This window comes from Sphingomonas colocasiae, from assembly GCF_019880585.1.
In the GTDB taxonomy this organism is placed as follows: Bacteria; Pseudomonadota; Alphaproteobacteria; order Sphingomonadales; family Sphingomonadaceae; genus Sphingobium_A; species Sphingobium_A colocasiae.
Genome location: NZ_JAINVV010000002.1, coordinates 28738 through 45445, shown reverse-complemented (window position 1 = coordinate 45445; position 16708 = coordinate 28738). Strand labels below are relative to the sequence as shown.

18 protein-coding genes are annotated in these 16708 nt (G+C 65.6%); 9 read left to right on the top strand and 9 right to left on the bottom strand.

Annotated elements, in window-relative coordinates; genetic code table 11:
• Window position 1: 1 nt before the first annotated feature.
• Complete coding sequence (gene rsmA, locus K7G82_RS03400; RefSeq protein WP_222988439.1) at window positions 2–820, top strand: 16S rRNA (adenine(1518)-N(6)/adenine(1519)-N(6))-dimethyltransferase RsmA; 819 nt, start codon at window positions 2–4, stop codon at window positions 818–820.
• 283 nt (window positions 821–1103) lie between these two features.
• Here rsmA and K7G82_RS03395 read toward each other — a convergent pair whose 3' ends face one another.
• From K7G82_RS03395 to K7G82_RS03380, 4 genes are all read right to left on the bottom strand, one after another.
• On the bottom strand, window positions 1104–1622 hold the full coding sequence (locus K7G82_RS03395; protein ID WP_222988438.1) for a hypothetical protein: 519 nt from the start codon (window positions 1620–1622) through the stop codon (window positions 1104–1106).
• Window positions 1623–1648: 26 nt separating this feature from the next.
• A complete protein-coding gene (locus K7G82_RS03390) occupies window positions 1649–2821 on the bottom strand; it encodes an RsmB/NOP family class I SAM-dependent RNA methyltransferase (RefSeq protein WP_222988437.1) in 1173 nt (390 codons plus the stop codon).
• 100 nt (window positions 2822–2921) lie between these two features.
• Entirely contained in the window at window positions 2922–4379 is a 1458-nt protein-coding gene (gene guaB / locus K7G82_RS03385; RefSeq protein WP_222988436.1) for an IMP dehydrogenase, read from the bottom strand.
• Between the two features lie 120 nt (window positions 4380–4499).
• A complete protein-coding gene (locus K7G82_RS03380; RefSeq protein ID WP_222988435.1) occupies window positions 4500–5312 on the bottom strand; it encodes an HpcH/HpaI aldolase/citrate lyase family protein in 813 nt (270 codons plus the stop codon).
• Window positions 5313–5425: 113 nt separating this feature from the next.
• On the opposite strand from K7G82_RS03380, the gene K7G82_RS03375 reads away from it, so the two are divergent.
• From K7G82_RS03375 to K7G82_RS03360, 4 genes are read left to right on the top strand one after another with little or no spacing between them, the layout of a single operon-like run.
• Entirely contained in the window at window positions 5426–6373 is a 948-nt protein-coding gene (locus tag K7G82_RS03375) for an SPFH domain-containing protein (RefSeq protein ID WP_222988511.1), read from the top strand.
• Between the two features lie 13 nt (window positions 6374–6386).
• The gene (locus K7G82_RS03370; RefSeq protein ID WP_222988434.1) at window positions 6387–6833 is read left to right on the top strand and encodes an NfeD family protein; all 447 of its coding nucleotides are present in this window, start codon (window positions 6387–6389) and stop codon (window positions 6831–6833) included.
• A 46-nt stretch (window positions 6834–6879) separates the two neighbouring features.
• Window positions 6880–8700: a DUF885 domain-containing protein gene (locus K7G82_RS03365; protein ID WP_222988433.1), complete on the top strand. Its 1821-nt coding sequence runs from the start codon at window positions 6880–6882 to the stop codon at window positions 8698–8700.
• A complete protein-coding gene (locus tag K7G82_RS03360) occupies window positions 8697–9017 on the top strand; it encodes a hypothetical protein (RefSeq protein WP_222988432.1) in 321 nt (106 codons plus the stop codon). Before K7G82_RS03365 ends, K7G82_RS03360 begins: the two co-directional genes overlap by 4 nt.
• Here K7G82_RS03360 and K7G82_RS03355 read toward each other — a convergent pair whose 3' ends face one another.
• From K7G82_RS03355 to K7G82_RS03335, 5 genes are all read right to left on the bottom strand, one after another.
• Window positions 9018–9371, bottom strand: coding sequence for a hypothetical protein (locus K7G82_RS03355; RefSeq protein ID WP_222988431.1), 354 nt, complete (start codon window positions 9369–9371; stop codon window positions 9018–9020).
• Between the two features lie 67 nt (window positions 9372–9438).
• A complete protein-coding gene (locus K7G82_RS03350) occupies window positions 9439–10248 on the bottom strand; it encodes a ferredoxin--NADP reductase (RefSeq protein WP_222988430.1) in 810 nt (269 codons plus the stop codon).
• Window positions 10245–10691, bottom strand: coding sequence for a hypothetical protein (locus K7G82_RS03345; RefSeq protein WP_222988429.1), 447 nt, complete (start codon window positions 10689–10691; stop codon window positions 10245–10247). The genes K7G82_RS03350 and K7G82_RS03345 overlap by 4 nt, the downstream gene beginning before the upstream one ends.
• An 82-nt stretch (window positions 10692–10773) precedes the next feature.
• Window positions 10774–11220 (bottom strand): hypothetical protein, encoded by a 447-nt coding sequence (locus K7G82_RS03340; protein WP_222988428.1) that lies wholly within the window; start codon window positions 11218–11220, stop codon window positions 10774–10776.
• Window positions 11221–11262: 42 nt separating this feature from the next.
• Window positions 11263–12873 carry a phosphoenolpyruvate carboxykinase gene (locus K7G82_RS03335; protein WP_222988427.1) on the bottom strand — a complete coding sequence of 537 codons (1611 nt, stop codon included), beginning with the start codon at window positions 12871–12873 and terminating at the stop codon, window positions 11263–11265.
• Between the two features lie 205 nt (window positions 12874–13078).
• Here K7G82_RS03335 and K7G82_RS03330 point away from each other — a divergent pair, with 205 nt between their 5' ends.
• The 4 genes from K7G82_RS03330 to rapZ are packed head-to-tail and all read left to right on the top strand — an operon-like array spanning window position 13079 to window position 16689.
• The gene (locus K7G82_RS03330; protein ID WP_222988426.1) at window positions 13079–13783 is read left to right on the top strand and encodes a response regulator transcription factor; all 705 of its coding nucleotides are present in this window, start codon (window positions 13079–13081) and stop codon (window positions 13781–13783) included.
• Window positions 13758–15335, top strand: a complete 1578-nt coding sequence (locus K7G82_RS03325) for a sensor histidine kinase (protein WP_343228520.1) — start codon at window positions 13758–13760, stop codon at window positions 15333–15335. Before K7G82_RS03330 ends, K7G82_RS03325 begins: the two co-directional genes overlap by 26 nt.
• On the top strand, window positions 15332–15766 hold the full coding sequence (locus K7G82_RS03320; RefSeq protein WP_222988425.1) for an HPr kinase/phosphorylase: 435 nt from the start codon (window positions 15332–15334) through the stop codon (window positions 15764–15766). Before K7G82_RS03325 ends, K7G82_RS03320 begins: the two co-directional genes overlap by 4 nt.
• Window positions 15763–16689: an RNase adapter RapZ gene (gene rapZ, locus K7G82_RS03315; protein WP_222988424.1), complete on the top strand. Its 927-nt coding sequence runs from the start codon at window positions 15763–15765 to the stop codon at window positions 16687–16689. Before K7G82_RS03320 ends, rapZ begins: the two co-directional genes overlap by 4 nt.
• Window positions 16690–16708: the final 19 nt, after the last annotated feature.

Here is a 16708-nt window from a genome sequence, read left to right as displayed (position 1 = left end):
CATGAGCGAATTACCGCCGCTGCGCACGGTGATCGCGCGGCACGGCCTGGATGCGAGCAAGGCCCTGGGCCAGAATTTCCTGCTCGACGAACAATTGCTCGATCGGATCGCGCGTATCCCCGGATCGCTGTCCGGCGAAACCGCCTATGAGGTCGGCCCCGGCCCCGGCGGACTGACGCGTGCGCTGATGCGCGCCGGTGCCGATGTCGTCGCCGTGGAACGTGACCGGCGCTGCATTCCGGCGCTGGCCGAACTCGAAACCTGGAAGCCGGGCGTGCTGCGCGTGATCGAAGGCGATGCGCTGGAGGTCGACGAGCCGAAGACCGTGCCCGGCGCCCATGTCGTCGCGAACCTGCCCTATAATGTCGGCACCGCGCTGCTGGTGCGCTGGCTGACCACGGCGGACTGGGCACCATGGTGGAAATCGCTGACGCTGATGTTCCAGAAGGAAGTCGCCGAGCGCGTCGTGGCGAAACCCGGCACCGGCGCCTATGGGCGATTGGCGGTGCTCAGCCAGTGGCGCAGCGACGCCAGGCTGGCGATGACGGTCCACCGCTCCGCCTTCACGCCCCCGCCCAAGGTAATGTCCGCCGTCGTCCATCTGACGCCGCGCGCGGCGCCGGCGGAGGTTTCGGTGAAAACACTGGAGGCACTGACTGCCGCGGCGTTCGGCCAAAGGCGCAAGATGCTGCGCCAGAGCGTGAAGGGGCTGCCGGGTGCGATCGAGGCGCTCGAAGCCGTCGGCATCGAACCGACGCGCCGTGCCGAGACATTGAGCGTGGAGGAATTCGTCGCCGTCGCGCATGCGATGCGGCGCTGAAGTTCCGTCGCGCGCCCCATCCTCCCCCCGTGAAGCGGCATGTTGGAGGGGAGTTGCAATGCCCCGTTGCTCGCCTGATTGTCGGAAGTCGCGGGACAAAGCCGCCCGATGGTGAGCGCGGCAGCGTATTTCCCCTCCACCACTGACCTTCGGTCAGCGGTCCCCTCCCCATCGAAGATGGCGAGGGGCCGGGAGACAATCACCCGGCATGCTTGCTGAAAATCCCGGACATCAATCCGCGAACGCCGGAACGACGGGTCACTCTATCTGGATATCAAAGCCTTCAGTTCGATTCCTTCGGCGTCACCACCGGCTTCGGCGTCACCGACTTGACCGTCAGCATCGTCGGCGCGGGCCCCTTTTCGATCGCGGCGGCAAGCTGGCTCTGTTCGGCGCAGCGCGTGACGCACAGCTTCTCGATCCGCGCCAGATTTTCTCGTGCCTTCTCGACAGCGCCCTTGGCGACCATCGCCTCGCCCTGGCCGGCAAGCGCGTTGAGATCGTTCGGATCGATCTTCAGCGCCTCACGGTAGAAGCGGATGGCCTTGCCGTTCAGATCCTGCTTCTTCGCGACACCGGCCAGCGCGACATAGGCCTGCCGATTGCGCGGATCCGCGACGAGCGCACTTTCGAGCGCGTCATTGGCGCCCTGAAGATTGCCGGCAGCGGCGAGTGCCTGGCCCTCTTGCAGCAAAGCAAGCGACTGCGGCGAAATCTCGGCATCGGGCCGTTGTCCGCTCACGGCGCTCGAAACGCAGGCAAGCACAAGGGCCAGAGCGCACGTCGCAGGCGTGTAACGCATGATCGTCTCCAATATCGGCGATCGGGTCATGGCTGGTCCGCCCGTCTCAGTCTCGCGACGAAAAATCCGTCGGTGCGATCCCTTGCGGGGGTTAGCATGACCCCATCGCCCCTCATCCGCCCAACATGGGGTATGGGGGTTTCTGCCGTCAAGCAGGAATGGCGGGAAAGCGCAGAAGCGACCTGATCCCGCCCCTCGGCGTCGATCAAGGAACACACGGCATAGACAAGCGATCCACCAGGCTTGAGCAACGGCACGGCAAGATCGACGATCCGTGCCTGCAACGCCGTGATCGCATCCAGCCGCTGGGGCGTGAGCCGCCAACGCGCCTCCGGATTGCGCCGCCAGGTGCCGCTGCCCGAACAGGGGGCATCGACAAGCACCACATCCGCCTGCCCGACCAGATCGGCCAATGCCGCACCTTCGCGTCCGCCATCGAGCAGCCGGCTCTCGATCTCCCCAGCACCCGCGCGCTCGGCACGCGGCATCAGGCGATCGAGCCGGGCCTTGACCACATCGCAGGCGATCAGCCGGCCGCGCTCTTCCATGTCCGCCGCCAGGGCGAGCGTCTTGCCGCCGGCTCCGGCGCACAGATCGATCACCGTCATGCCGGGTGACGCACGGCATGCCAGCGCGATGAGCTGGCTCCCTTCATCCTGAACTTCGACGGCGCCGGCTTGCCAGAGCGGATGCGCTTCCACGGCGAAACCTTCCGGAAGGCGGATCCCGTCCGGCGCGCGATCGGTCGCGACCGCCTCGGGAAGCGCCGCAAGCACCGCTTCCCGGTTCGACTTCAGACGATTGACGCGCAGGTCCAGCGGTGCGCGCTCAAGCAACGCCGCCAGTTCGGCGGGATCCGAGACAGCCAGGCGATCGACGAGCCAGCCCGGAACCGGCGTGGCGCCAGACATCGGTTCGTCCCGCCCGATCGGCGCCGGTCCGTGGGGGGAACCATCGAACAGCGCGTGATCGGCGACGCCAAGCACCGCCGCGCGACCGGTTTCGGGGCGCTCGCCCGAACGGCGGATCGCCGCATAGACCAGATCGCGCACCGCGCGCCGGTCCTTGGAGCCAGCATAGCGGCGCGACTTGAAATAGCGCGCGATCAGCGTATCCGCCGCCGCGCCGCCTTCACGCGCGGCGGCGACGATCTCGTCGAGCAGATCGATCGCGGCCTGGACTCTCGCCTGCGGTGTCATCCCGAATTCCGTTCGTCCCGAACGAAGTCGAGCGACGCCTGCGCAACCATGTCGCGACTTCGCTCGACACGAACGGGTTTATTGCCCGACCTTTTCCACTCTACCGCGTCGGATAGTTGGGCGCCTCGCGCGTGATGCTCACGTCATGGACATGGCTTTCGCGCAGGCCCGCATTGGTGATCCGCACGAAGCGTGCCCGGCTCTGCAGCTCTTCGATCGTCCTGGAACCCGTATAGCCCATCGCCGCCTTCACGCCGCCGACAAGCTGGTGGATCACGTCCTTGGCCGGGCCCTTGAACGGTACCTGGCCCTCGATGCCCTCGGGCACCAGCTTGAGCTGGTCCTTGATGTCCTGCTGGAAATAGCGATCGGCCGATCCGCGCGCCATCGCGCCCACCGAGCCCATGCCGCGATAGGATTTATAGACGCGCCCCTGATAGAGGAAGCTTTCGCCCGGCGCTTCCTCGGTGCCCGCGAGCAGCGATCCGACCATCACGCTCGACGCACCGCCCGCCAGGGCCTTGGCGATGTCCCCCGAGGTGCGCAGGCCGCCATCGGCAATCACCGGCACGCCCGATTTGGCGGCTTCTTCCGCCGATTCCATGACCGCGGTCAATTGCGGCACGCCGACGCCGGCGACGACGCGGGTGGTGCAGATCGATCCCGGGCCGATGCCCACCTTGATGCCGTCCGCCCCCGCGCCGATCAGCGCGCGCGTCGCCTCGGCGGTCGCGACATTGCCGGCGACGATCTGGACCGAGTTGGAAAGCCGCTTGATCCGCTCGACAGCGGCGGAGACCATTTTCGAATGGCCGTGCGCGGTATCGACGACGATCAGGTCGCACTCCGCATCGATCAGCGCTTCGGTGCGCTCGAACCCCTTGTCGCCCACCGTCGTCGCCGCCGCCACGCGCAGGCGGCCCGAGCCGTCCTTGGTCGCGTTGGGATAGGTCACCGCCTTTTCGATGTCCTTGACGGTGATCAGGCCGACGCAATGATAGGAATCGTCCACCACCAGCAGCTTTTCGATGCGGCGCTGGTGGAGCAGTCGGCGCGCTTCCTCCTGGCTGACACCCAGCTTCACCGTCGCCAGATTCTCGTGCGTCATCAGCTCGGACACCGGCTGATTGGGATTTTCGGCGAAACGCACGTCACGATGGGTCAGGATGCCGACCAGACGCCCTCCGGCTTCGACCACCGGAATGCCCGAGATGCGATGGCGCGCCATCAGGTCCTGCGCCTCGGCCAGCGGCCGATCGGGCGCGATGGTGATCGGGTTGACGACCATGCCCGATTCGAAGCGCTTCACCGCACGCACGGCGTCCGCCTGCTCCTCGACGCTCAGATTGCGATGGAGCACGCCGATGCCGCCGAGTTGCGCCATCACGATCGCCATATCGGCCTCGGTGACGGTATCCATCGCGGAAGACAGGATCGGGATATTGAGCCCGATATCGCGTGTGATCCGGGTCCGCGTGTCCGCCTGGCTGGGCAGGACGTCGGATTCGCCGGGGCGCAGCAGAACGTCGTCGAAAGTGAGGCCGAGGGCGATATCCATGGTCAGCAGCAGGCTCCGTCGCTGGGGCCGCCCGGAATACATTTCGCCCACCCGCGCGAAACGCGGCAGTGACTGGCGATGAAGGAATCGAGCGGCGCTCTCATGGAGAGCCACTGACAGCTAATCGGCCCGGCGTAAACCCTCCGCCTGCCCGATCAGCCTTCGCGCGGCATCGACATGCATGGATTCGATCATCCGATCGCGGAATCGCACGGCTCCCCCATCGAAGGCGGCGATCAGCGCGCGCGCATCCTCCAGTTCCGCGGCGTCGGGGCCGAACAGCCGATTGGCGATCTCGATCTGCGCGGGATGGATCACGGTCTTGCCGTCGAAGCCGAACGCCCTGCCCTGGCGGCACTCCTCTTCCAGCCCCGCAGGATCGTCGAGCCGGTTCCAGACCCCGTCGAGCGCGATGATGCCAGCGCCGCGCGCCGCCAGCACGATCGTCTGCAACGCGAGCACCAGCCCCTCCCGCCCCGCGCCCGATGGGATACGGAGTTCCGCCTTCAGATCGTTGGTGCCGGCGATCAGGCCCGCGACACCCGGTTGACGCGCGATCGTCGCAGCCGCCTGCACACCGTCCGGGGTCTCGATCATTGCCAGCAAGGGCTTGCCGGACGCCGCCAGCGTCCTGGGCGATTCGACCTTGGGCAACACCATGTAATCGGCGCGCGAATGGGCGACGGCATCCAGGTCCGCCGCATGCCATTCGCTGCCGATCGCATTGATCCGGATCGCCACCGGACAGCCGAAGCCCGTTTCCACGGCGGCGACGGCGGCGGCGCGCGCCTCGTCCTTGCGATCGGGCGGGACCGCATCCTCGAGATCGAGCATGATCATGTCCGCATCGAGCCCGCGCGCCTTCTCGATCGCGCGGGGGTTGGAAGCCGGAAGATAGAGCGCCGTGCGCGGAGAAAAGGCCGAATGGGTCATGTCCGTGCTCTTCGCCCGATTATGCTTGGCGGGCAAGCGCCGTCGGGGCAGTATCGCGTCATTGGCCTTCGGAGGGGGATGCCGTGGAATATTTCCTGCTTTTTCTCGTTATCATGGTGGTCGCGTTCGTCGTCGCGGGCGTCACGGTGGTCCGCCAGGGCTATCAATATACGATCGAGCGGTTCGGTCGCTTCACCCATGTCGCGCATCCCGGCTTCAACCTGATCGTGCCGTTCGTCGACCGGGTCGGCCGCAAGGTCAACATGATGGAGCAGGTGCTCGATATTCCGGGCCAGGAGATCATCACCAAGGACAATGCGATGGTCGCGGTCGACGGCGTCGTGTTCTTCCAGGTGCTGGAGCCCGCCAAGGCCGCGTATGAGGTCTCCGAACTCTATGTCGCGATCCTCCAGCTGACCACGACCAACCTGCGCACGGTGATGGGATCGATGGATCTGGACGAGCTGCTGTCCAAGCGCGACGAGATCAACGCCCGCCTGCTCAACGTCGTCGATCATGCGACCGGCCCCTGGGGCATCAAGATCACGCGCGTCGAAGTGAAGGATATCCGCCCGCCTCAGGATATTTCGAACGCGATGGCGCGCCAGATGAAGGCCGAGCGCGAGAAGCGTGCGGCGATCCTCGAATCCGAAGGGCTGCGCGCGTCCGAGATCCTGCGCGCCGAAGGCGAGAAGCAGTCGCAGATCCTGCAGGCGGAAGGCCGGCGCGAAGCCGCGTTCCGCGATGCCGAAGCGCGCGAACGCGAAGCGGAGGCCGAAGCCAAGGCCACGCAGATGGTGTCGGATGCGATCGCCAACGGCAATGCGCAGGCGATCAACTATTTCATCGCGCAGAAATATGTCGAGGCGGTGGGGCAATTCGCCACCTCCCCCAATGCCAAGACCATCCTGTTCCCGGTGGAAGCGACGCAGTTGATCGGCACGCTGGGCGGCATCGGCGAACTGGCGAAGGACGCGCTGGCTGGCAATCCCACCCCGCCCGCTGCACCGCCCCCGCCGGCGCCACGCAAGCGGCCCGGGCCGTTCGAACAACAGGGCTGAAGGGATCGGCGTGATGATGGATATCTTTCCGCTGGAGCCGCAATGGGTCTGGCTGATCCTCGCGGCGATACTCGGCACCGCCGAGATCATCATGCCCGGATTCTTCCTGCTGTGGATCGGCGGCGCCGCCTTGCTCACCGGCATCGCGACGCTGATCTTTGGCCTGAATGAACCTGCTCAGTTCGCCGCCTTCGCGGTGCTCGCGATCGTCGCCGTGTTCGCCGGGCGGCGCTGGTTCGCGCTCAATCCGATCGAAAGCGCCGATCCGCTGCTCAACGACCGCACCGCCAGACTGGTCGGAGAGATCGTGACCGCCGTCGAACCCTTCGAGTCGGGTATCGGCCGCGTCCGGGTCGGCGATGGCGTCTGGAGCGCCAAGGGCGGCGATTTCGCGCAGGGTGCGCGGCTGCGCGTGACCGGGGTGGATCGCGGCATCCTGCTCGTCGAGCCCATCGCCTGACGCCCGATTATTGCCCATCGATATCAAGACCACGGAGTCGCGTAGCATGACGACCGAATTTTCCCGCCGCGACATGCTCGCCGGCACTACCGCCATCGGCGCGCTGGCGATGCTCCCTGCCGGCGCACGCGCGCAATCCGGCGACGCGGCGGCAAACGCGCTGCTCGATACGATCGCGGAGAATCTGCTGCGGCTCAATCCCGAGTCCGCGACATCATTGGGTATCGACAAGGGCGCACGCGCCGCGCTCCATTCCCAGCTCATGGACAGATCCCAGGCGGGTCAACAGCGCATCGCGGACCAGGCGCGCGCCGACCTCGCCCGGCTCGACAGCATCGATGCGGCCGCACTCTCGCACGGGACGCGCACCAGCATCGACGTGGTGCGCAGCGCCTTCAGGCTCGCATTGGACGGCTTCGCCCAACCCTATGGCGACGTGGCGGTCGGCGGCTGGCGCAATACGCCTTATGTCGTCATCCAGAATGTCGGCGCCTATCTCGACACCCCCCGCTTCCTCGACAGCGAACACCAGATCGCCGGCGCCGGGGATGCGGAAGCCTATATCGCGCGGCTGGAAAGCTATCCCAACCAGCTCGACGGTGAACTGGCGCGACTGAAGGCGGCAGGCGCAAACGGCCTGATCGCCCCCTCCTTCCTGATCGACAAGGCACTGGGCCAGCTTCGGCTTGCCGCCAAGGGCGCGCGCGAGGGCGGCGGGCTGGTCGCGTCGATCGAACGGCGCACAGGTTCGATCCCGGGGGATTGGGCGGCGCGCGCGCGCCGGATCGCGGTCGAACGCGTGGCCCCCGCGCTCGATCGCCAGATCGCAGAGCTTACCGCACAGCGCGCGCGTGCCACCGCCGATGCCGGCATGTGGGCCCGTCCGGAGGGCGACGCCTTTTATGCCTGGTCATTGCGTGCGGCGACCACGACACGGATGACGCCTGAAGAGGTCCACCAGATGGGCCTCGACGAACTGCGGACATTGCAGGGCGAGATGGACGGCATCCTGCGCGGCCTGGGCTACAGCAAGGGCAGCGTTGGCGAGCGCATGACCGCATTGGGCAAGGATCCGCGCTTCCTGTTTCCCGAGGGCGATCCGGGCCGGGCCGAGATCATGGCCTTCATCCAGCAGCACCTCGCCACCATCCGCGCCAGGATGCCGCAGGCGTTCAACACATTGGTGCGCGGCAATGTCGAAGTGAAGCGCCTGCCGCCCGAGGAGGAGCCCGGCGCGCCCGGCGCCTATGGCGGCCCCGGATCGATCGACGGCACCGTGCCGGGCAAGTTCTGGATCAACCTGCACACGACCGGCCTGCACAATCGCTACAGCCTGCCGACATTGACGCATCATGAGGCGATCCCCGGCCATGTCTGGCAGGGCGAATATGCCTATAAGCTGCCGCTCATCCGGTCGATCCTGGCGTTCAACGCCTATTCGGAAGGCTGGGCGCTCTATGCCGAGCAGCTCGCGGCCGAGCTCGGCGTCTATGCCGACGATCCGGTCGGCCGGCTCGGCTATCTCCAGTCGATCGCCTTCCGCGCCTGCCGGCTGGTGGTCGATACCGGGCTGCACGCCAAGCGCTGGACACGCGAACAGGCGGTCAAATGGTTCTCGGAGACCAATGGCTCGTCCATCGATGAAGTGTCGAGCGAGGTCGACCGCTATTGTTCCTGGCCCGGCCAGGCCTGCGGCTACAAGGTGGGGCATAGCGAGATCAACCGCCAGCGCCGCCGCGCCGAAGCAGCGCTCGGCAAGGCCTATGATTTCAAGGCGTTCAACGACACCGTGGTGCTGGGCGGCAATGTCCCGCTCGACGTGCTGGCGACCAATGTCGACGCCTATATCAAGGACAAGAGATCATGATCCTGCGTCGCTGGAGGGGGCTTATCCGCACGGCGGAGCGAGACGCCTATCGCGCGTATATCGAGGGAACGGGCGGTACCGACTATACCTCGACCCCCGGCAATCTCGGCTTCCAGATGCTGTTCCGCGATCTGGGCGACGGCACCAGCGAAGTGACGACGCTGAGCTGGTGGCGTTCGCTCGACGATATCCAGGGATTCGCGGGCGACGACATCACCATCGCCCGCTATTATCCCGACGACGACCATTATCTGCTCGATCGTCCCTTGCACGTCGAGCATCACGACGTGGCGGCGAACAGCCTCGTCCTGCCCTGATCAGCTTTTTCCGCCGAAAAAGCCCTTGGCCAGATCGGTCAGGTCGTCGATCGCGCTGCCGTCGCCGTCCTTGTCGAGAAAACCTGTGACCTGACCCAGCAGGTCGCCATTGGGATCGAGCCCCAGCTTCTCCAGTGCGCCGGTGCCGCCCAGTTCGGCGAGCACGCCCTGCAGCTTTTCCAGCGTCAACCCATGCTCACCTGCCGCGTCGGCGATCGCCTGCGTCTGGCCCGCGCCGCCCTGCAAATTCGCCCCGATCGTTTCGGTGACCGACCGGATCTGATCGGGAGAGACGCCGAAGCGCGCGCCCAATTCTTCCAGATTTCCGCCCAAGCCATCCAATATGCCGCTCATCGATCGTCTCCTTACCGGGGTTGATCGAGGTTAAGCCCGATCGGGCGAGCCGTCACCTGCAAAAGGATCAACCGACAAAGGCCCGTTCGATCACATAGTGCCCCGGCGCCGCGTTGGAGCCTTCGGAGAAGCCAAGCCCCTCGAAGCGCGTGGCGAGATCGCGGATCATCGCCATCGAACCGCACATCATGATCCGGTCGGTCTTGGGATCGAGCACGCGCGGGCCGGTGCAGCGGCTGCCGAACAGCCCGCCATTGTCAATCAACGCATCGATGCGCCCCATGGTATGGAAGGTCTCGCGCGTCACCGTCGGCACATACTCCAGCTGGAGCAGCGCCTGATCCTGTACGAGCGGATCGCCGGCGAGCTGGCTTTCCAGTTCCTGCCGGAATGCCAGATCGCCGATGCTCCGCACTGAATGGACGAGCACGATCTGTCCGAAGCGGTCGTAGAGGTCGGGATCGCGGATCAGGCTGAGAAACGGCGCAAGGCCGGTGCCGGTCGAAAGCAGGAACAGCCGGCTGCCGGGAAGCAACGCGTCGGCGACAAGCGTGCCTGTCGGCTTGCGGCCGAGGAACAGCTGATCGCCCGGCTGGATCTTCTGAAGGCGCGAGGTCAACGGGCCATCCGGCACCTTGATCGACAGGAACTCCAGTTCGTCGGCATAGGACGGGCTGGCGATCGAATAGGCGCGCAGCAACGGCCGCCCTTCCCCCGGCAGACCGATCATGACGAATTCGCCCGAGCGGAAGCGGAAGCTGGGCGGCCGCGTGATCGTGAAGCTGAACAGATGCGCATTCCAATGACGCACCGAGCGCACTTCCTCCACTGTCAGCGCGGTCGAAGGGGCCAGCATTTCGGGTTTGCGATCGCTCATCGTGCTTCACTCGCGGTAGAATGGGGTGTTTCGGGGATCAGTCCGGCATCGGCCAGGCGCATGGCGAGCGCGGTCAGGGCGGTCAGCAGCGGCGCCACACTGTCTTCGTCGACGATCAGGCCGAGCGTTTCGGTGACGCGATCGGGCGTGTCGTCACGCATCGCGCGGAACAAGCCAAGCATCAGGGCTTCATCCTCGCGCACGCGACCGCAGGGCAAGGGCGCGAAAGAGATCGGATGATGCGCATGGCGGGCCAGCAATGTCATCGCCATCGCGAAATGCGGAAGCGCTTCGATCATGCCCCATTTCACGAAAGCCGGTCCAAGCGCGGCGGCCGGACAGCGTCCCTCGCCATAGCTCGCCAGCCACGACCGCATCGACCAGATCAGGAAGCGCCCGCCCCGGTCGAGCGAGGTCACGCGCCGATCGACGAAATCATACATGTCCACCTGCCGATTAATTGCGACTGAATATCAATAGCAGCAGTTAATCGGACGCGACGGATGCGTCAACCACCCACCGCCTTCACGGCAACGGCTTGAGATCCGGCGGCACGAACCCTCGCCGCGCGGTCACCGAGAACAGCAGATCGCGCGAATAATGATGCAGCGGCCAGTCGCGCGCGCCGCGCGGCGAGACCAGCAGCGCGTTGACCGAATCGACCAGCCGTTCACCGGATGGACGTTCGGCCAGATGCGCGCGAGCGGCGGCGATGAACGCCTGGGTGATGGTTTCGTGATAACCCTGATGATCGTCGTTCACCCCGCCGACGCTTTCATTATAGCGGCGGATGATGCCGGGCAGATCGGTTTCGGGCCGCAGATCGGTTCGGTCGCGAACGATATGGAGGCAGGCGGCGAGATGCGCTTCGTGCGTCCATTCAGGGCGCGGCAGCGTACACGCGATCAGGCCGTCGCCCACATGGACGACGGCGGCGTCGGTTTCGAACAGTCGGATTTCATGGTCGGTCATTTCGGGCTTCCTTGCGGAGTGGCCCGGAATGACCGGGCCGGATCAGGCGGCGGGTTCGAGTGCCAGCGGGGCGGCTTGCTTCACCCCGTCATCGACATGGCTTTCGAATTGCGCGAAATTGTCGATGAACTGGCGGACCAGCTTTTGCGCGGTGGCGTCGTATGCCTGCTTGTCGGCCCAGGTCGAACGCGGATCGAGGATCGCGCTGTCGACACCCGGCACCGCGACAGGCACCTGGAAGCCGAAATTGGGATCGGTGCGGAACTCCGCATCGTTCAGGCTGCCCTCGAGCGCGGCATTGAGCAGCGCGCGCGTCGCCTTGATCGGCATGCGGTTGCCGGTGCCATAAGATCCGCCGGTCCAGCCGGTATTGACCAGCCAGCAATCGACATTGCCCTTGGCGATCCGTTCCTTGAGCAGATTGCCGTAGACCGACGGGTGACGCGGCATGAACGGCGCACCGAAGCAGGTGGAGAAGGTGGCGGTCGGTTCGGTCACGCCGATCTCGGTGCCCGCGACGCGCGCGGTATAGCCCGACAGGAAGTGATACATCGCCTGATCGGGCGTCAGCTTCGCGATCGGCGGCAGCACGCCATAGGCGTCCGCCGTCAGCATCACGATGTTGCGCGGCACCGGCCCCATATTCTGCTCGGACGCATTGGGGATGAATTCGATCGGATAGGAACCGCGGCTGTTCTCGGCCAGGCTGTCATCATCCAGGTCGATCTCGCGCGAGACCGGATCGATCACGACATTCTCGAGCACCGTGCCGAACCGCTTGGTCGTCGCGAAAATCTCGGGTTCCGCCTCGGGCGAGAGCCGGATCATCTTGGCATAGCAGCCGCCTTCGAAATTGAAGACCGCCGTGTCCGACCAGCCATGCTCGTCGTCGCCGATCAGCGTGCGCGAGGCGTCGGCCGAAAGCGTCGTCTTGCCCGTGCCCGACAGGCCGAAGAACACCGCCGTGTCGCCCTTGGGGCCGATATTGGCGGAACAGTGCATCGGCATGATCCCGTCGACGGGCAGCTTGTAGTTGAGGATGCCGAACACCGACTTCTTCATTTCGCCGGCATAGGCGGTGCCGCCGATCAGGATCAGCTTCTCGGTGAAATTGACCGCGATCACGGTTTCCGAACGACAGCCATGGCGCTCCGGATCGGCGCGGAAGCTCGGCAGGTCGATGATCGTGAACTCGGGCACGAAGCCGCCGAGCGACTCGGCGCCGGGACGCACCAGCAAGGTGCGGATGAACAGGCTGTGCCAGGCGAATTCGGTGACGACACGCACGTTCACGCGATGTTCGGGCTGCGAACCGCCGAACAGATCCTGCACGAACAGCGTTTCCTTGGTATCGACGGCTGCGAGGAAATCCGCCTTCAGCGCCGCGAAATGCTCTGGCGTCATACCGCGATTGGTTTCGCCCCACCACACCGTGGCTTCGGTCTCGGCATCCCTGACAATGAACTTGTCCTTGGCCGAACGCCCCGTATGTTTGCCCGTCTCGACGACCAGCGGACCATCCTTGGCAAGGACGCCCTCACCACGGCGGACAGCCAGTTCGACCAGCGGCGCGGTGCCCAGATTCCAATGGAGTTGGGCGCCCGTCCTGATCCCCTGTGCCTCGAGCGAAAATTCGGGGGTGCGGTCGGTCAACGCGTGTCTCCTGATACGATAATGCCGCGTCCGTTATCCGGGCGCCGGCGGTCAATGCCCCGCGCATATCGGCTGTGGATGACAGGGTCAAACACCGGCCGGGCATGACAGCGCAGTCATGTGCGATTTGCGGGACGACGCGGCTTGCTCTACACCGCGACCGGCTGAATCCTGACGGATCAGGGGCCAGGGAGTCTGTTCTGGAATGTCCGCCACGATCGCGCTCGTCGATGACGATCGGAATATCCTGACTTCGGTGTCGATCGCGCTGCAGGCCGAAGGCTTCGTCACGCGACTCTATACCGATGGCGAGAATGCGCTGAAGGCGCTGACCGAGAATCCGCCCGACCTCTGCGTGTTCGACATCAAGATGCCGAAGATGGACGGACTCGAACTGCTTCGGCGGCTGCGCGAGAAGAGCAATGTTCCCGTAATCTTCCTGACGTCGAAGGACGACGAACTGGATGAAGCGCTGGGACTGGCAATGGGCGCCGACGATTATATCGCAAAGCCGTTTTCGCAGCGGCTGCTGATCGCACGGATCCGCGCGATCCTGCGGCGGACGGAGCTGGCGGCACAGCCACAGGGTGACGAGGAGGAGCCCGCCGAAATGCTCGTGCGCGGGCGGCTGGAGATGGATCCGGCACGTCACCGCGTGGTCTGGGGCGGCCGCGATGTCACGCTGACCGTCACCGAATTCCTGATCCTCGAATCGCTCGCGCGCCGCCCCGGCGTCGTCAAATCGCGCGACCAGTTGATGGATGCCGCCTATCAGGAAGACATGTATGTCGATGATCGCACCATCGACAGCCATATCAAGCGCCTGCGCCGCAAGTTCCGCCAGGTGGACGACGCATTCGACGCCATCGATACGCTGTACGGCCGTGGCTACCGATTTACCGAAGAATAACGAGGGCGACCTGTCGCTCGTCTGGTCGGGCCGGCTGTCGCTGACCCGCCGGATCCTTGCGGTCAATATCTTCGCGCTCGCCCTGCTCGCGGGCGGCTTCTTCTATCTCGACAGCTATCGCGCCCGGCTGGTCGATAGCCGCCGCGAACAGATCTCGCGCGAGATCGAACTGATGGCGCGCGCGCTGGACATCGCGCGCCCCGCCGATCGCGACAGCCTGTTGCTGTCGCTGGCGCGCGAGGGAAATGGGCGACTGCGGCTCTACGCGCCGGACGGGGCGCTGGTCGCCGATAGCTGGGCGCTCGGCAGCCCCAATTACACGCTGCGCGACCCCGATGCCGAACCTTGGGAGCGCCATGCCGCACGCTTCCTCGATCGCGCGATCGATGCGGTGGCCGGCGCCGACCGCCCCGCCCCCTATGTAGAGCCACGCCCCGACACCGGCGGGGCATGGCGCGAGATCGCCAGCGCCACCGCCAATCGTGGCGCCGACACGGCGGTGCGGCTGGCGCCCGACCGCACATTGATGATTTCCGCCGCCATCCCCCTGCCCCATGTCGGTCGCGGCACGCTGCTCTATGTTGAGAATGCGCGCGATATCACGCGGATCGTTCGCGCCGAGCGTTTCCGCCTGGGTGTGGTGATCGCGCTGGTGGCGCTGGTTTCGGTTCTGCTCTCGCTGTTCCTTGCGCGGACCATCGTGCGCCCCCTCAGGCGGCTGGCCTGGGCGGCGGTTCGCGTCCGGCTGGGCCGCGCGCGTGACGTCGAGGTTCCTCGCCTGCCCTCGCGCCGCGACGAAATCGGCATGCTCGCGCGCGCACTCGCCGATATGAGCCACGCGCTCAACATGCGGATCGACGCGATCGAGGCCTTCGCCGCCGATGTGACGCATGAGCTCAAGAACCCGCTCGCATCACTGCGATCCGCGGTCGAGGGTTTGCAGACCGTCAAGGATCCCGCGCTCCAGGCGCAGTTGCTGGCGATCGTGCAGGACGATGTGCTGCGGCTCGACCGGCTGATCACCGATGTCGCCGAAGCGTCGCGGCTCGACGCGCAGCTTTCGCGCGCCGCGTTCGAGCCTGTCGATCTCGGCATCCTCATCGAAACCATCCTGAAGAGCCGCGAGGCGCGCGGCACCGACGGCGCCGTTCCGATCGCCTTCGCCCGGCCGCGCAAGGGCAGCGCGGTGGTGCGCGGCGACGGATCGAAACTGGCGCGCGTCGTCGAGAACCTGCTCGACAATGCCGTCTCCTTTTCGCCGCCGGGCGGACTGGTGCGGATCGACGCCACCCATACGGGCGAACAGATCCTGATCTCGGTGGAGGATGAGGGCCCCGGCGTGCCGGAAAACGCGCGCGAGACAATCTTCCGCCGCTTCCACAGCGATCGTCCCGAGGATGACGGGTTTGGCCGCCATTCCGGGCTTGGCCTCTCGATAGCCAATACGATCGTGGAAGGGCATAGTGGCACGATCGTCGTGCAGGACCGGCCCGATTCCGGCCCGGGCGCACGCTTCGTCGTCACCCTGCCTGCCGTGGAGACTCCGGCTTGACCCCGCTTTCGACCGAATTGCTCCATGCCTCCACCGTTGCGATCGCCGGCCGCGCCGTGCTGATCGAAGGGGTATCCGGATCGGGCAAGTCGGATCTCGCCTTGCGCCTGATCGATCGCGGCGCCGAACTGGTGAGCGACGATTATACGCTGGTGAAGCGGCTGCCCCAAGGTCTCTCCGCCGCCGCCGCGCCCAATATTGCGGGCAAGATCGAAGTGCGCGGCATCGGCATCGTCGAACTGCCCTATCGCGAGGATATGCCGATCGCCCTGCTCGTGACGCTCAGTGCGCCGCCCGAACGTCTGCCCGAGCCGGGGCAAAGCCGTTCGATCATGGGGATCGAGATACCCAGCATCATTCTTGCCGGGCTGGAAGCATCGGCGCCGATCAAGGTGGAGCTGGCTCTGCAGCGGACTGGTGAGAACCGATGAACGATCCCGCGCGCCCGAAACGCATCCTGCTCGTCACCGGCATGTCCGGTGCGGGCAAATCGACGGTGATGAACTGCCTGGAGGATATGGGCTGGGAAGGCGTCGAGAATCTGCCGCTCGGCCTGCTCGACCGGCTGCTCGCCGCGCCACAGGCACTGGATTCGCAGGGTGACGACCGACCGTTGGCGCTAGGCATCGACAGCCGCACGCGCGGCTTCGATCCCGATCGGATCATCATGCGCATCAGGCAATTGCGCGAACTGCACGGGCATGATGTCGAGACGCTGTTCCTCGATTGCGCGGGCGCGGAACTGGAGCGCCGCTTTTCGGAGACGCGCCGCCGCCATCCGATGGCGCAGGATCGTCCGGTTGCCGATGGAATCGCCCGCGAGCGCGAGTTGATGGGGCCGCTGCGCCATTGGGCAGAGCACGTCATCGATACGACGGAGACGCTTTCCAACGAATTGCAGCAGCAGGTGCGCGCCCGATTCGGCGGCGCCCGGCCGGAAGAACCGACGATCACCGTGATGTCCTTCGGTTATTCGCGCGGCGTTCCGCGCAGCGCCGACCTGCTGTTCGACATGCGTTTCCTGCGCAATCCGCATTGGGACCTGGCGCTGCGCCCGAAAACCGGGCTGGATGAAGCCGTAGGCGCCTATGTCGCCAAGGATCCGGCATATGATCAGGCGCTGCGCCAGATCGAATCGCTGCTGCTGCTGCTCCTCCCCCGCTATGCGCAGGAAGGAAAATCCTATCTTACCATTGCCTTCGGCTGCACGGGCGGGCGCCATCGTTCCGTTCATGTGGCGGAGCGTGTGGCGGCAAGGTTGCGCTATGCGGGTTTTTCGCTCACGGTCGCCCACCGCGATCTGGCCTCAAAGCCGCTGGACGCGATGGAGGGAGCGCCGAAAGCAGGCTCATGAATTTCACAAGCAGGTCTGG

What these genes read in the sequence shown, in the direction of transcription:
- guaB (WP_222988436.1), bottom strand. Translation starts at nt 4,379, where the DNA reads ATGGATATCGCCCTCGGCCTCACTTTCGACGACGTTCTGCTGCGCCCC.
- K7G82_RS03370 (WP_222988434.1), top strand. Translation starts at nt 6,387, where the DNA reads ATGATGGATATCTTTCCGCTGGAGCCGCAATGGGTCTGGCTGATCCTC.
- K7G82_RS03390 (WP_222988437.1), bottom strand. Translation starts at nt 2,821, where the DNA reads ATGACACCGCAGGCGAGAGTCCAGGCCGCGATCGATCTGCTCGACGAG.
- K7G82_RS03355 (WP_222988431.1), bottom strand. Translation starts at nt 9,371, where the DNA reads ATGAGCGGCATATTGGATGGCTTGGGCGGAAATCTGGAAGAATTGGGC.
- K7G82_RS03395 (WP_222988438.1), bottom strand. Translation starts at nt 1,622, where the DNA reads ATGCGTTACACGCCTGCGACGTGCGCTCTGGCCCTTGTGCTTGCCTGC.
- K7G82_RS03340 (WP_222988428.1), bottom strand. Translation starts at nt 11,220, where the DNA reads ATGACCGACCATGAAATCCGACTGTTCGAAACCGACGCCGCCGTCGTC.
- K7G82_RS03365 (WP_222988433.1), top strand. Translation starts at nt 6,880, where the DNA reads ATGACGACCGAATTTTCCCGCCGCGACATGCTCGCCGGCACTACCGCC.
- K7G82_RS03330 (WP_222988426.1), top strand. Translation starts at nt 13,079, where the DNA reads ATGTCCGCCACGATCGCGCTCGTCGATGACGATCGGAATATCCTGACT.
- K7G82_RS03360 (WP_222988432.1), top strand. Translation starts at nt 8,697, where the DNA reads ATGATCCTGCGTCGCTGGAGGGGGCTTATCCGCACGGCGGAGCGAGAC.
- K7G82_RS03380 (WP_222988435.1), bottom strand. Translation starts at nt 5,312, where the DNA reads ATGACCCATTCGGCCTTTTCTCCGCGCACGGCGCTCTATCTTCCGGCT.
- K7G82_RS03345 (WP_222988429.1), bottom strand. Translation starts at nt 10,691, where the DNA reads ATGTATGATTTCGTCGATCGGCGCGTGACCTCGCTCGACCGGGGCGGG.
- rsmA (WP_222988439.1), top strand. Translation starts at nt 2, where the DNA reads ATGAGCGAATTACCGCCGCTGCGCACGGTGATCGCGCGGCACGGCCTG.
- K7G82_RS03375 (WP_222988511.1), top strand. Translation starts at nt 5,426, where the DNA reads ATGGTGGTCGCGTTCGTCGTCGCGGGCGTCACGGTGGTCCGCCAGGGC.
- rapZ (WP_222988424.1), top strand. Translation starts at nt 15,763, where the DNA reads ATGAACGATCCCGCGCGCCCGAAACGCATCCTGCTCGTCACCGGCATG.
- K7G82_RS03350 (WP_222988430.1), bottom strand. Translation starts at nt 10,248, where the DNA reads ATGAGCGATCGCAAACCCGAAATGCTGGCCCCTTCGACCGCGCTGACA.